Annotated in this window: 14 protein-coding genes; 4 read left to right on the top strand and 10 right to left on the bottom strand. The window is 73.5% G+C overall.

Annotated elements, in window-relative coordinates:
- Positions 1-2,506, bottom strand: a 2,506-nt coding sequence (locus AVW11_RS24500) for a polynucleotide kinase-phosphatase (protein WP_076045928.1), incomplete at its 3' end; no start/stop codon positions are given.
- Positions 2,503-4,050 (bottom strand): 3' terminal RNA ribose 2'-O-methyltransferase Hen1, encoded by a 1,548-nt coding sequence (locus AVW11_RS24495; RefSeq protein WP_076045936.1) that lies wholly within the window; start codon positions 4,048-4,050, stop codon positions 2,503-2,505. The genes AVW11_RS24495 and AVW11_RS24500, both read right to left, overlap by 4 nt.
- Positions 4,051-4,173: 123 nt before the next feature.
- Between AVW11_RS24495 and AVW11_RS39340 the strand changes: the two genes are divergently transcribed.
- Positions 4,174-4,977 (top strand): excalibur calcium-binding domain-containing protein, encoded by an 804-nt coding sequence (locus AVW11_RS39340; protein WP_060180535.1) that lies wholly within the window; start codon positions 4,174-4,176, stop codon positions 4,975-4,977.
- Positions 4,978-5,126: 149 nt separating this feature from the next.
- On the opposite strand, the gene AVW11_RS24485 is transcribed toward AVW11_RS39340, so the two are convergent.
- The 4 genes from AVW11_RS24485 to AVW11_RS24470 form a co-directional block, all read right to left on the bottom strand.
- Positions 5,127-5,438 (bottom strand): hypothetical protein, encoded by a 312-nt coding sequence (locus AVW11_RS24485; RefSeq protein WP_143568891.1) that lies wholly within the window; start codon positions 5,436-5,438, stop codon positions 5,127-5,129.
- 64 nt (positions 5,439-5,502) lie between these two features.
- Positions 5,503-6,234, bottom strand: coding sequence for a hypothetical protein (locus AVW11_RS37195; protein ID WP_143568890.1), 732 nt, complete (start codon positions 6,232-6,234; stop codon positions 5,503-5,505).
- A 121-nt stretch (positions 6,235-6,355) separates the two neighbouring features.
- A complete protein-coding gene (gene mmuM, locus AVW11_RS24475) occupies positions 6,356-7,279 on the bottom strand; it encodes a homocysteine S-methyltransferase (RefSeq protein WP_076045922.1) in 924 nt (307 codons plus the stop codon).
- A gap of 15 nt (positions 7,280-7,294) precedes the next feature.
- Positions 7,295-8,218, bottom strand: coding sequence for an LLM class F420-dependent oxidoreductase (locus AVW11_RS24470; protein WP_076045920.1), 924 nt, complete (start codon positions 8,216-8,218; stop codon positions 7,295-7,297).
- Between the two features lie 203 nt (positions 8,219-8,421).
- Here AVW11_RS24470 and AVW11_RS24465 point away from each other — a divergent pair, with 203 nt between their 5' ends.
- Positions 8,422-8,673, top strand: coding sequence for a hypothetical protein (locus AVW11_RS24465; protein ID WP_037833666.1), 252 nt, complete (start codon positions 8,422-8,424; stop codon positions 8,671-8,673).
- A gap of 86 nt (positions 8,674-8,759) precedes the next feature.
- On the opposite strand, the gene AVW11_RS24460 is transcribed toward AVW11_RS24465, so the two are convergent.
- The 4 genes from AVW11_RS24460 to AVW11_RS24445 all read right to left on the bottom strand — a co-directional run bounded on the left by AVW11_RS24460 (position 8,760) and on the right by AVW11_RS24445 (position 11,666).
- The gene (locus tag AVW11_RS24460) at positions 8,760-9,245 is read right to left on the bottom strand and encodes a DUF6099 family protein (RefSeq protein ID WP_030849462.1); all 486 of its coding nucleotides are present in this window, start codon (positions 9,243-9,245) and stop codon (positions 8,760-8,762) included.
- Between the two features lie 123 nt (positions 9,246-9,368).
- On the bottom strand, positions 9,369-9,761 hold the full coding sequence (locus AVW11_RS24455; RefSeq protein WP_076045918.1) for a nucleotide pyrophosphohydrolase: 393 nt from the start codon (positions 9,759-9,761) through the stop codon (positions 9,369-9,371).
- Positions 9,758-10,942, bottom strand: coding sequence for an AAA family ATPase (locus AVW11_RS24450; protein WP_420856396.1), 1,185 nt, complete (start codon positions 10,940-10,942; stop codon positions 9,758-9,760). Before AVW11_RS24450 ends, AVW11_RS24455 begins: the two co-directional genes overlap by 4 nt.
- A 328-nt stretch (positions 10,943-11,270) precedes the next feature.
- Positions 11,271-11,666 (bottom strand): cell division protein SepF, encoded by a 396-nt coding sequence (locus AVW11_RS24445; RefSeq protein WP_030651331.1) that lies wholly within the window; start codon positions 11,664-11,666, stop codon positions 11,271-11,273.
- Between the two features lie 157 nt (positions 11,667-11,823).
- Here AVW11_RS24445 and AVW11_RS24440 point away from each other — a divergent pair, with 157 nt between their 5' ends.
- Together AVW11_RS24440 and AVW11_RS24435 are read left to right on the top strand one after the other, a co-directional pair.
- Complete coding sequence (locus tag AVW11_RS24440; protein ID WP_030849454.1) at positions 11,824-12,543, top strand: DUF2470 domain-containing protein; 720 nt, start codon at positions 11,824-11,826, stop codon at positions 12,541-12,543.
- A 42-nt stretch (positions 12,544-12,585) separates the two neighbouring features.
- A complete protein-coding gene (locus AVW11_RS24435) occupies positions 12,586-13,506 on the top strand; it encodes an NADP-dependent oxidoreductase (RefSeq protein ID WP_076045916.1) in 921 nt (306 codons plus the stop codon).
- Positions 13,507-13,526: the final 20 nt, after the last annotated feature.

Raw genomic sequence — 13,526 nt, 5'->3', positions numbered from 1 at the left:
CCGGCTCGTGGACCCGCCACAGCGGCTCGTCGGCCGCGAGCCGGTCCAGCGCCTCCAGCCCGAGCGCGTACTCCCGCAGGGCGAGCGAGCGCTTGTGTCCGAGGAACCGCTCCCGCAGGCGCTCCAGCTGCTGCGGACGCGTGTACTCCGGGCCGTAGATGATCCGCAGGTACTCCCGTCCGCGCACCTTGACGCCGGGCTGGACCAGCCGGCCCTTGCCGTCGCGGGCGTAGGCCTGGAGCGGCTTGACGACCATGCCCTCGCCGCCGGCCGCCGTCAGCTCCAGCCACCAGTCGGTGCCGGCGCGTACGGAATCCTCGTCGCCGGTGTCCACCACGATCCGGCCGGTGCGGCGCAGCAGTCCGGTGCCGCCGGGAGTGCCCGGGTCGTCGGCCTCGACCAGCCGGTCCAGCCAGGCCAGCTGCCGGTCGTGGGGTACGGCGGCCAGCGACTGCCCGGCCGCGGCCAGCACCTGGAACGGCGCGAACCGTACGCCCTCCAGCCCGTCGGTGGCCCAGCAGTAGCGGCGGTAGGCGTCGGTGAAGGCCGCCGCGTCGGCGGCCCGGCCGCGCTGGCGCTCCAGCAGGGCGCCGGTGTCGACGCCGCGGGCGGTCGCCGCCTCCAGGGCGCCGACGGCGTCCGGGAAGACGGCGCGCGAGGCGGCGCCCACGGCGGCGTACTGGCTGCGCAGCAGGCCGCCCGACTTCAGCGACCAGGGCAGGAGTTCGCCGTCGAGGAGCAGCCAGTCGGTGCCCAGCTCCTCCCACAGCCCGGCGCCGGTGACCGCCGCGCGCAGCCGCGCCAGGACCTCCTCGGTGACCTCGGCGTCGTGGAAGAAGGGCCGCCCGGTGCGGGTGTACACGGAACCGGTCGGGCCGTCCACGCCGAACCGCTCACGGGCGGCGCCGGCGTCCTTGCAGACCAGGACGGTGGCGCGGGAGCCCATGTGCTTCTCCTCGCACACCACCCGGTCGACGCCGTCCTTGCGGTACTGAGCGAAGGCCTCGGCCGGGTGCTCCAGGTAGCCGTCCTCGCGGGAGGTCGCGGTCGGCGCCATGGTCGGCGGCAGGTAGGGGACCAGCCGCGGGTCCACCGCGAAGCGGCTCATGACCTCCAGGGCCGCGGCGGCGTTCTCCTCGCGGACGCCCACGTTGCCCAGGTGCCGGGTCTCGACGACGCGGCGGCCGTGGACGTCGGACAGGTCCAGCGGACGGCCGTCGTTGCCGCCCGGCACCTCGGTGACGAGCGGCTTGACCGGCTCGTACCAGACCTTCTCGGCCGGTACGTCGACCAGTTCGCGCTCGGGCCAGCGCAGGGCGGTCATCCGGCCGCCGAAGACGGCGCCGGTGTCGAGGCAGATGGTGTTGTTGATCCAGGCGGTGTTCGGGACGGGGGTGTGGCCGTAGACGACGGCGGCCTTGCCCCGGTAGTCCTCGGCCCACGGGTAGCGCACGGGCAGGCCGAACTCGTCCGTCTCGCCGGTGGTCTCCCCGTACAGGGCGTGCGAGCGGACCCGGCCGGAGGTGCGGCCGTGGTACTTCTCGGGCAGGCCGGCGTGGCAGACCACCAGCTTCCCGCCGTCGACGACGTAGTGGCTGACGAGGCCGCGGATGAACTTCCGTACTTCCTCGACGAACTCCTGCGGCTCGTGGGAGAGCTGCTCGATCGTCTCGGCGAGGCCGTGGGTCTGCTGGACCTTGGAGCCCTTGAGGTAGCGGCCGAGCTTGTTCTCGTGGTTCCCGGGCACGCACAGGGCGTTGCCGGACTTGACCATGCCCATCACACGGCGCAGGACGCCCGGGCTGTCGGGGCCGCGGTCGACGAGGTCGCCGACGAACACGGCCGTGCGGCCCTCGGGGTGGACGCCGTCCTCGTAGCCGAGCTTGGCGAGCAGGGTCTCCAGCTCGGAGGAGCAGCCGTGGATGTCACCGACGATGTCGAAGGGGCCGGTGAGGTGGGTGAGGTCGTTGAACCGCTTCTCCAGGACGACCTCGGCGGCCTCGGCCTCCTCGACGGAGCGCAGCACGTGCACCTTGCGGAAGCCTTCGCGTTCCAGGCCGCGCAGGGAGCGGCGCAGGTCGCGGCGGTGCCGCTGGATCACCGCGCGGGGCAGGCCGGCCCGGTCGGGGCGGGTCGCGTTGCGCTCGACGCAGACCTGTTCGGGCATGTCCAGGACGATGGCGATGGGCAGGACGTCGTGCTCGCGGGCGAGCGCGACCAGCTGCCGGCGGGCGTCGGCCTGGACGCTGGTCGCGTCGACCACGGTCAGGCGGCCGGCGGCGAGTCGCTTGCCGGCGATGTAGTGCAGGACGTCGAAGGCGTCCCGGCTGGCGCTCTGGTCGTTCTCGTCGTCGCAGACCAGGCCCCGGCAGTAGTCGGAGGAGATGACCTCGGTGGGCTTGAAGTGCTTGCGGGCGAAGGTGGACTTGCCCGAGCCGGTGGCCCCGATCAGGACGACGAGGGACAGGTCGGTGACGGGAAGGGTGCGCTTGGTCGCGGTGGTCATGCTGCCTCGCCCTCCTTCGGGGAGTCGGTGGTTGCGGTGGTCGCGCCGGGGGCGGTGGTGGCGGCGCCCGTGGCGTCGGTGGCGGTGGCGCCGGGTTCGGTGGCGGCCCCCTGGGTGAAGACGGCCATCTGGGTCGGCGGCCCGACCTCGGGGTCGTCATCGCCCACGGGGACGTATGCGACCGTGTAGTCGAAGCGCTCGGCGACCTGGCCGGCCCAGGCGCGGAACTCCTCTCGGGTCCACTCGAAGCGGTGGTCGCCGTGCCGGACGTGACCGGCCGGCAGGGTCTCCCAGCGGACGTTGTACTCCACGTTCGGGGTGGTGACGAGGACCGTGCGGGGACGGGCCGAGCCGAACACCGCGTACTCCAGCGCGGGCAGCCGCTCCAGGTCCAGGTGCTCGATGACCTCGCTCAGCACGGCCGCGTCGTAGCCGGCCAGCCGCTTGTCGGTGTAGGCGAGCGAGCCCTGGAGCAGCGTGACGCGCGACCTCTGCCGCTCGCCCATGCGGTCCAGCCGCAGCCGCCGGGCGGCGACGGTCAGGGCGCGCACGGAGACGTCCATCCCGACGATCTCGGTGTACGCCGGGTCCCCCAGCAGCGCCTGCACCAACTGGCCCTGGCCGCAGCCGAGGTCCAGCACGCGCTGGGCTCCGGCGGCACGCAGGGCGGCGAGGACGGCCTCGCGCCGACGCACCGCGAGCGGCACGGGCCGCTCCTGCGTGTCGCGCGTCTCGTCGACGGCGTTGTCGATCTCCTCGACCTCGCTGCCGTCGGACTCGGCGAGACGGAGCAGTTCCAGCCGCTCGACGGCGTCCTGGGTCAGCCGCTTGTGGCGGGCCAGGTAACGGGAGCTGATCAGCGCGTTCTCGGGGTGCGCGGCGAGCCAGCCGTCCCCGGCGCGCAGCAGCTTGTCGACCTCGTCGGCGGCGATCCAGTAGTGCTTGGCGTCGTCGAGGACCGGCAGGAGCACGTAGAGCTGGCGCAGGGCGTCGGAGAGGCGCAGCTCGCCCTCCAGCACGAGGCGTACGTAGCGGGAGTCCCCCCACTCGGGGAACTGTTCGTCGAGCGGTACGGCCTCGGCCTGTACGAGGTCCCAGCCGAGGGGGTCGAACAGCCGGTGCACCATCGCGGCGCCGCCGCGCGCGGGGAGTACGGGGATCTCGACGCGCAGCGGGCGTACCTGGTCCGGGAGTTCCGGGCGCAGGACGCAACTCCCCTTGAGGGCGGTGCGGAACACCGCGCCGAGCGCGACCGCGAGCAGCGAGGAGGCCGCGTACGGACGGTCGTTGACGTACTGCGCGAGTGCGGCGTCGGGCGCCCCGCCCCGGCCCTTGCCCTTCCCGCGGCGGACGAGCGCGACGGGGTCCACCTCCAACAGCAGGGCCGCCGTGCACCGCTGGGCGGTGGCCTCGGGGTAGAACACGTGGGCGGTGCCGTGGGACTGGTTCTCCACGCGGACCCGGTCCGGGTGCTTGTGCAGGAGAAAGCCCAGGTCAGTCGCCGGAGTCTCGGCCGTCCCGGTGGTGGTGATCGTAAGGAACATGCGGTTCAGCATGACTGCCGGATCATCCTCGGGCCAATGGATTTCAAGCGAAAACAAGTACGATCTTCAACCTTCTGGATAGGCTCGCGCGCTCCGCACCGGTTCGGCCTCCAGGAGCGCTCCATGTACCCGCCCCCGCACGCCTACGCACCCTCAGCCGCGCCCAGGCCGCCGCGCCGCTGGTGGCAGCACCCCGCCCTGATCATCGCGGCGCTCGTCCTCCTGCCACCCGCCGGAATCGCGCTCGCCTGGACGAGCCGGTGGGAACGGACGCGGAAGGTCCTCGCCAGCGTCCTGTCCGGCATCTGGTTCCTGATACCGCTGCTGTCCGACCCGCCGAAGGAGGCCGGGGCCGAGGCCAAGCCCCAGGCAGCCGCGGCGTCCTCCGCCTCGCCCACCCCGAGCGCGAGCCCGACTCCGACTCCGCCGGCTGCGGCGCCCGCGCCGAGCGCCGCACCGCAGATGCCGTCGGCCGTCGGGTGGCCCTATGCGCAGGCGGAGAAGGCGGTGGAGGAACTGATCGACGGCGAACTCAGTGCGTCGAGCGCCTACGCCGACGTCACCCTCCCGGCCGACCACGGGACGTGGCTCGTCTGCTTCCAGGACGTCGCGGCCGGCACCGGACTCGTGCCGCAGAGCGCCGCTCCGGTCGTACACCTGGTGGCGCCGGGCACCGCCTGCCCCGCGACGCCCGGCACCGACCTGCGCCCGAAGCCGCCCGCCCCGGCGCCCGCGCCGCCCACGACCGCCCGCACGACCGCCCCGGCACCCGACGACGACGCGACGGGCGGGAGCGGGGGCGGGAACGTCTCGTACGCGAACTGCGCCGCCGTGCGGGCGGCGGGCGCGGACCCGATCCGCCGGGGGGACCCGGGGTACGGCCGACACCTCGACCGCGACGGTGACGGCGTCGCCTGCGAACGCTAGACGAGTCATTCCGAAGTGATCAGTGGTCGTAGGCGATCAGGGACCGTCTGATTAGCTGTCCGGTCTTGTGGTGGCGGTTGCGGCGACGACCGCGTGTCCCTGTCCGGCCCGAAACTGCCCGGCCCCCGTCCATGTCCATGCCATCGATGTCATAGTCTGACGTTGTGTGGACAACGCTTGCGCCGCTCATCGGCGTCCTGCTCGGCGGGCTCATGTCGATACTGACCCAGCGCTCGGCAGGACACGCCTTGGAACGCGGCGAGGCACGCCGCAGTGCTCGTGAACTTGCCGAGGCGCGCCGTAGCGAGCGTCTCACTCACCTCATCGAATTTCTGTCTGCGGTGCAGGAAGCAGAACGAGTCGCGGTGGATCGGCATCACCACAACCTGGCTGACGAACAGTGGCAGGCCCGGGCACGGCAGGTCCTTGACAGGGTGTGGGTGACGCAGAAGACGATCCACGTACTGTGCGCGTCCGAGGTCAGCGAAGCGGCACGCAGCCTCGCCTGGGCAGTACAGGAGGTGGTCAGAAAGGGCCCCGAAGACCCGGAAGATCCGCAGGACGAGAAGGTCTGGGCGCACATACATCCGAGCCGACAGGCATTCCTTGATCTCGTGCGCGACCAGCTGAATTGAACCACGGGAGGGATTCAGCAGCTGTCGGGAGCGGCCCGGGACAAGCAGCACCGGCTCCGGCCTCCATTGTGCGGCGAGCGTCACCGAGCAGGGCTCCGGGTACGTGGGCGACGGTCACTCCGCGGCGGGCGGCGAGGCCGGCCAGGGTCTGGGCTCGTTCCCGGGCGGACTGCAGGCGGCGCTGGGCGGCCCGCAGTCTGGCCTGGGGGGAGGTCGCGATGATCAGGGCGAGGATGAGGACCACGACGACGGCCGCGGCACCGGCACCGCCGGCCGCGAACGCCGCGCCCCCTGTGAGCAGGGTCAGGCATCCGAAGCCCGAGGTGTTGCGGCCGCCCATGGCCCGCTCCTGCGCGGCGCGGACCTCGGCGTCGGAGGGTTCGGTGTAGACGGGCGGGCTCTGGGCGTCTCGGTGCGCGGGAGGTTCGGGGGGCGGGACGAACTCCCAGCCCCAGCGTTCGTCGCCGCTGAAGACGCGCAGGGCCAGTTCGGCGCCGGCCCGCTCCTCGGGGTCCTGGGACTGTCCCGGCTTGCCGTGGGCGTCCTGGGCGTCCTGGGCGCCGGGGCCGCTCGGGTCGGCGTCCGGGCCTTCGAGCTCGGTTGTGTTTTCGGCAGCGCTCATCACGACCCCCGTTCAATGTCGGAGCATCGTGCCCGCCCTGGTGGCACCTGTCAGCTCCCGCACCTGGAGGGAAGCCGCGTTGGCCGGAACTTTACGTAAAATGACGTGAGTTGACGCTTCGTCACATGATCGATTCGCCTGGTGGGGCGGTCTCGCGGGCCAGGTCCGCGATGCGGTCGGGGCCGATGCGGCAGCAGCCGCCGACGAGGCGGGCGCCGGTGCGGCGCCAGGCGGCCGTCGGCCAGGGTGGCATGGCGGCGGGGGTCCGCCAGGTGCCGGTGGCCGCCTCCCAGACGGAGCCGTCGTTGGGGTAGGCCAGCAGCGGTTTCGCGGTGACGGCGGCCGCCGCCTCCAGGGCCGGGAGGACGTCGGCGGGGTCGCAGCAGTTGACCCCGACGGCGATGACCTGAGGGGCCTGCGCGGCGAGGGCGAACGCTTCGGGCAGCGGGTGCCCCGACCGGGTCCGGCCTGCTGCCACGGTGTAGCTCAGCCAGGCCGGGGCGCCTGTCTCCGCGAGGACGGTGAGGACGGCCTCGGCCTCGTCCGGGTCGGGGAGGGTCTCCACGGCCAGGACGTCGGGGCCGGCGGCGAGCAGGGCCTCGATGCGGGGCCGGTGGAATGCCGCGAGCTCGCGCACGCCCAGCCCGTACCGGCCGCGGTACTCGGAGCCGTCCGCGAGGACCGCGCCGTACGGGCCGACGGAGGCGGCGACCCACACGTCGTGGTCGGCGGCCTCGGCCGCCCGCGCGGCGAGTACGACGCTGCGGTGCAGCAGCGCGGTGGTGGCGTCGCGGTCGCGGCCCTGGGCGGCGAAGGCCTCGTAGCCGACCTGGTAGCTGGCGGTGATCAGCACCTCGGCGCCGGCCCGGGCGTACGCCGTGTGGGCGGCCTCGACCTGGACCGGCCGCTCGTCGAGCACGCGGCCGGTCCACAGGCCTCCGGTCAGGTCGCAGCCCTGGGCGGCGAGCTGGTTGCTGAGCCCGCCGTCCAGGACGACGGTCCGGCGGGCCAGGGCCTCTGCGAGCGGGGCGGTTGCGCGGGGCATCGCTTCTCCCGGCCGTCAGGAGAGCTGGGAGAGCACCTGGGAGGAGATCAGCTCCAGGTGGTCCAGGTCGTCGAGGTCGAGCAGCTGGAGGTAGACGCGAGAGGAGCCCGCCGCGCCGTAGGCGCCGATCTTCTCCACGACCTGGGCCGGCGAGCCGGCCAGGCCGTTGGCCTTGAGTTCGTCCACGTCCCGGCCGATGGCGGCGGCCCGGCGGGCCACCTCGGCATCGTCCTTGCCCACGCACACCACGAGGGCGTTGGAGTAGACGAGGTCGTCGGGCCGCCGACCGGCCCGTTCGGCGGCCTCCCGGACCCGGCCGAACTGCCGCTCGCTGTCGGCGATCGACGCGAAGGGCATGTTGAACTCGTCCGCGTACCGCGCGGCGAGCCGCGGCGTGCGTTTGGTCCCGTGGCCGCCGACGAGGACGGGGATCCTGGCCTGGGCGGGCTTGGGGAGGGCGGGTGAGTTCTCCACGCGGTAGTGGTCGCCGGCGTAGTCGAAGGCGGCGCCGGGCGCGGTGGCCCACATCCCGGTGACGATGGCCAGTTGCTCTTCCAGACGGGCCATCCGGTCCGCCGGGAAGGGGATCCCGTAGGCCTTGTGCTCCTCCTCGAACCAGCCCGCGCCCAGACCCAGCTCGATGCGGCCGCCGGACATCTGGTCGACCTGGGCCACCTGGATGGCGAGGACGCCGGGCAGCCGGAAGGTGCCCGCCGTCATCAGGGTGCCGAGACGGATCCGCCGGGTCTCGCGGGCCAGTCCCGCCAGGGTGATCCAGGCGTCCGTGGGGCCGGGCAGGCCGTCGGCGGCTCCCATCCGCAGGTAGTGGTCGGAGCGGAAGAACGCATCGAAGCCCAGGTCCTCGGTGGCCTTGGCGACGGTCAGGAGGGTGTCGTAGCTGGCACCCTGCTGCGGCTCGGTGAAAATGCGAAGATCCATACCTCCCATCCTGCCCCTCCCGCCCCGCCAGGGTGAATCTTCGTCAACCGGACGTGTCGGGGCCCGGGGCGGCCAGTGACCGGCCCGGACGGGGATCGTTTGCCCGGACGGAGCCGGACCGCCCGGCCCGTGCGCCGGCGGCTTCCCGCCGGTGCGTCCACCGCCCCTTCCCCCCGGGAAGGGCCAGGGCCGAGGAGGCCGCCATGTCCCACGAGGCCGTGCCGGAGACCCCCCGACAGACCGGCTGGACCGGACAGGCAGCACACGACCCCGCACAGCGGGAGTCCGCCGCGCCCGCCCGCAGCGGCGGCGCTCCGAAGGGCCTGCTGCAGCAGATGGAGGAGCTGATGGCCGCGCTGAACGCCGACCTCTCCCAGCTCGACGCAGATCTGCAGTCCTCCGCGGACCGCACCACCGACGCCGAGAGTGAGCGCCCGGCCCACCGGTCCTCCTGACCGTACGGGTCCCGCCGCGCACGGCGGGACCCGGCCCGTGCCGCCCTCCGTACCGCCTGCGCCGCCCGGGCCGGGGCGCGCCCGGCTCAGGCCACGCCCGAGGCGGAGCCCCGCTCGCGCACCGCCATGCGGCGCAGGATCGCCCGCACCCGGTCGCTCGACTCGTCAGCGGCGTCGATCGACTCTATGCACTGCCAGTACAGGGCCTCGTCGTCCGTGCCGCAGGCCACTCCGACCAGGGCTATCCCCACTTCGCCCAGCAGCGCCTGGAGTCCGAGCAGCGCCTGACGGACATCCGCCACCACGCTCAGCTGTGCGGCTCGCGGCGGGTACTCGGGCGCGCTGCCCTCGCCGCGCAGGGCCGCCCGGTCCAGTACCCCGCATCCTCTGCCCCCCGCTTCCCCCAGTCCCCGTGCCTCCGGTCTCAGCTCCGGCGGCCCGGTGACCGCCAGCCAGCTCCCGATCCCCTGTGCGAGCGCCTGTGCCTGCCAGGCCTCGCCCACGATGTGCCACGCCGCCCCGCTCTGTGCCAGAGCGTGCCGGCCGGCCGCGATGAGCCGTACCGCATCCATATGCCGTCCCCCGTCCGCACGACACCCCGCCATCCTCACCACTACCCAGAGTGAGGGCAACGAGTCAGTAAAGCCAGGGGTATTCGGAAAATGTGGACAGAAACGTGATTGTTGAGGAGTCCATCACTCCGAAGAGTGACGATTCGGTGTCGGACCACCCGTTAGAGGGAAGCGCAGTTCATTCCTCTCGATCTTCGCGGCGAGCGCATCCAGCACATCCACCCCGAGAACCTCACAGAACTGCAGCAGATACGCGAGCACGTCGGCGACCTCATCGGCCACGCGGTGGGCGGATTCCGGCTTCTCCATGACCTTCGCCGACTGTTCCGGCGTCAGCCACTGGAAGATCTCGACCAGTTCGGCCGCCTCCACGCTCAGCGCCACCGCTAGGTTCTTGGGCGTGTGGTACGGCTCCCAGCCGCGCGCCGCCGCGAACTGCGCGAGCCTGCGTTGCAGCAGGTCCAGCCGTTCCTCGGGCCGCCGCTCGGGCTGCCGGGGCTCCTGCGTCTCGTTCATGGCGACAGGTCTACCACCGACACGCCCTCGATGCGGCGGGCGGCGGCCGCGGTCCCCTCCCCCACGGCCGCCACCAGCCGGACGTGGCCGCGGCCGCAGGACAGCATTGCCAGCCGCAGCAGTTCGCCGCCCTGCCTGCCGTCGAGGCCGCGGTCGAGGCCGTCGGCCAGCACCGTCAGCGCCTGCTGCGCGGAGAGCAGCTCGGCGGCGGGGTCCATGTCCAGCACCCCCGGGCCGGTGAGCAGGACCAGCGCCAGTGCCAGGAAGCGGAGTTCGCCCGCGCCGAGTCGGGCCAGCTCGGTGGCAGGCCGGCCGGGTCCGCGGTCCAGGACCGCGGCGACGGCGCCGCCCTCCGGGGCTCGTACGTCCAGGGCGGCGACGGGCCCCGCGCAGCCTGTACGGGCGGCCTCGGCCAGCAGCGCGTGGCGGGTTCCGCATTCGTGGCGGGTCCGGCGCAGTACGTCGGCCAGGTTGGCGCAGTCGCCCAGCAGCCGGCCGTCGCCCCGGGGGACGGGGGCGCGCATCCGGTCCGGGTGGGGGTCGCAGGAGAACACCGAGCGCAGGGCCACGACCACCTGTTCCGCGGCGGTCAGCACCTTGCGCTGGCCGGCGGTGGAGCCCGCGACCCGCAGCGGCAGCAGCGCCGTGCCGAGGCGGTCGTCGGGCAGCGGGGCCCGGGTGACACCGACGGCCCCGCCGGTCAGCCAGGCGGCCTGCACCGAACGCCGGCCGGGGTCGCGCAGGGCGGTGGCGAACAGGATCTGCCCGTCCTGCGACAGGCGTTCACCGGCGATCCGCAGGGCGGGTTCGGCCTGGACGGCGAGGTCGAGCCGGACCGGTCCGGCGGGGCCGTCGACCGTGCAGCCGAGGCGGAACCCGCGCCGCCGCTGGGCGTCGGGCAGGGCCATGTCGGGGATGCGGGCGCCGGGGTCGGGGAAGGCGTCCTCGAGGGTGGCGCCCGCGCCGAGCCCGGCCAGGGCCTCGTAGGCGGCCAGGACCTGGGACTTGCCGCTGCCGCTCGGACCGGCGAATAAGGTGACGGGCCCGATCGGGAAGGCGGCGCCACGGTGCCGCCCGAAGGCGGACAGCCGCAGTTCGGTGATCACGGGCCGCGCATGCGGCTGCCGCTGCGCGGGCTCGACGGGCCGGCCGGAGCCGCGGCGGGCCGCCTGGGCCGGCACGGCCGCCCCACCGGCCGCCCCGCCGGCCGCCACTGCCGGCGCAGGCGGAGCGGCGGCCGGCGGCGGGGTCGGGCCGGGGGCCGTCGGCGGCGCCGTCGCGGGACCGGCGGGCACCGCAGCCGCGGAGGCGACCCGTCCGCCGGACGGCGCGGGCACGGCCGGGTCCGGCGGTGGCCCGCCGGAGGGCCCGCCGGACGGTCCGGTCTCGGGGGAATCGGTACGGGCGTCGCCTAACGCGACGGCGGTGGCGGTGGCGTCCATGCGCCGGACGGTACGGGCCGCCGGGCCCCCCGCGGCCCCGGCGAACCGTTCCTTCGTACGGACCTTCCTACGATCGGGGGACGGCCGCGGCCGCGATCCCCTCGACCTCGGTCCCCACGGGCGCGAGCAGGAAGACGTTCCGGTCCACCCGGTGCATCCCGCTGCCCAGCCCGAAGACCACCCCGCTGCTGAAGTCGAGGATCCGCTTGGCCACTTCGCTGTCCGCGCCGGTGAGGTCGAGCAGGACCGGGATCTGCGCGATCAGGTACTCGGCCACCTCCCGGGCGTCCGCGAAGATCTGGACTCTGATCACCACGAAGCGCCGCTGCTCCGCCGCAGTCGCCCCGGGCGACTTGGGAATCGTGCGGTGGTCCACCCGGGAGGGCCATTCGTTGCGACTGCGCAGGGGTACCACCTGCGCGAGCCCCTCCCACTGTTCGTCGGTGACGTCGTACCTGCTCACCGGGCCGCCTCGGCCGCGCGCTTCATGTGCATCCCCCCATCCTCTCGTGTTTCACCCGTTCAGCCCAACAACGACACGAGTGGTGCCGGGTACTCTCCGGGACCAGGATGAGTTAGGTTAGGCATACCTAACCCACACGGACGATGGAGAGATCCGCATGCGCCTGTTCGGTGACCCCGCAACCTCGGCCGTCCTGCCCACCGCCGCCGAGCGGATCCGGTCGGTCCTGGCCGCCGCCCACTCCATGACGGTGGTCACCGACGGGCTGCGCCGCGAAGTCCGCCACCTCGACGGCGGCGACCCCATGGGCCGGCTGCACCTGCACCCCGCCGAGCCCGGCGGCCACGCCGAGCACCGGCCCGCGATCCGGCTGGAGTTCACCGACGTCGCACCCACCCCCGTACGGGACCGGGTGCGCGCCCGGGTCACCGTGCTGGGCCGGCTGCTCACGCCCTACTCGGACCTGTCCGCCGAGTCCGGCGCCGACTCCACCTGCATGGAGTTCGAGCGGGCCGAGCTCGAGACCGCCGAGGGCATCGCGTACGTCGGCCTGGAGGAGCTGGACGAGGCCGACCCCGACCCGCTCGCCGCGTACGAGGCGGGCATGCTCACGCACCTCCTCGACGAGCACCACGACCTCGTCACGCTGCTGCTGCGCCTGGTCCGGCCGCAGCCCGCGGCCGCGGTCGTGCGCGCCCTGCCGCTCGCCATGGACCGCTACGGGATCACGCTGCGGCTGGAGGAGCGGCGCGGCCACCGCGACGTCCGGCTGCCCTTCCCCTCGCCCCTCGACGACGTCGAGCAGTCGGGCGCGCAGATCCAGGCTCTGTTCAGCGCGGCGCGCAGGCGCTCGCACCGCAACACGCTGCCGGCCTGAGCGGTCCGGAACATCGGGAGCGGGAGCCGTGTTGGGGCGATCATGAAGGCCATCACATACAGCGCATACGGAACTCCCCCCTCCCTCACGGTCGTTGACGTGCCGCAGCCCAAGGTGGGGCCGGACGAGGTGCTCGTCCGCGTCAGGGCCGCCGGTGTCAACCCGGTCGACTGGAAGCTCGCAGCCGGCCACCTGGATTCCGTCCTCGAGGTCCGCCACCCCGTCATACCCGGCTGGGACGTGGCCGGTGTCGTCGAGGCCGTCGGCCCCGACACCTTCGACTTCGCCGTGGGCGACGAGGTGTACGGCTACGTCCGCAAGGAGTGGGTGGAGCTCGGCACGTACGCCGAACTGGTCGCCGCCCCCGTCCGCACCCTCGCCCGCAAGCCGCGCGAGCTGACCTTCGAGCAGGCCGCGGGCCTCCCGCTGGCCGGCCTGACCGCCTACCAGTCGCTGACCCGCGTCGGCGTCAAGGCCGGCGAGACCGTCCTCATCCACTCCGCGGCCGGCGGTACGGGCTCCTTCGGCGTGCAGATCGCGGTCGCGCTCGGCCTGCGGGTCATCGGCACGGCCGGCGCGCACAACCACGACTACCTGCGCTCGCTCGGCGCGGAGCCCGTGCTGTACGGGGAGGGGCTGGCGGACCGGGTCCGCGAGCTCGCGCCCGACGGCGTGGACGCCGCCCTGGACTTCTACGGGGACGGCGTCATCGAGACCCTCCAGTCGCTGGTCCGCCGGCACGACCGGGTGGTGTCCATCGCCGACTACGAGGCCGCCGCGAAGGGCGCACACCAGCTGTCGGTACGCCCGCACACCACCGACCTGGCCTTCCTCGCGGAACTGGCGGACACGGGGAAGCTCACCGTGAACGTGGAACACGCCCTGCCGCTCGCCGAGGCGGCCCGGGCCTGGGAGCTGAGCGCCGCGGGCCGCACCCGCGGCAAGATCGTCCTGACGGTCTGACCAGACCAGGCCGGATGCCG

Origin of the sequence: Streptomyces amritsarensis (assembly GCF_001953875.1) — a bacterium.
In the GTDB taxonomy this organism is placed as follows: Bacteria; Actinomycetota; Actinomycetes; order Streptomycetales; family Streptomycetaceae; genus Streptomyces; species Streptomyces amritsarensis.
This window is presented reverse-complemented; position numbering and strand designations above follow the sequence as displayed.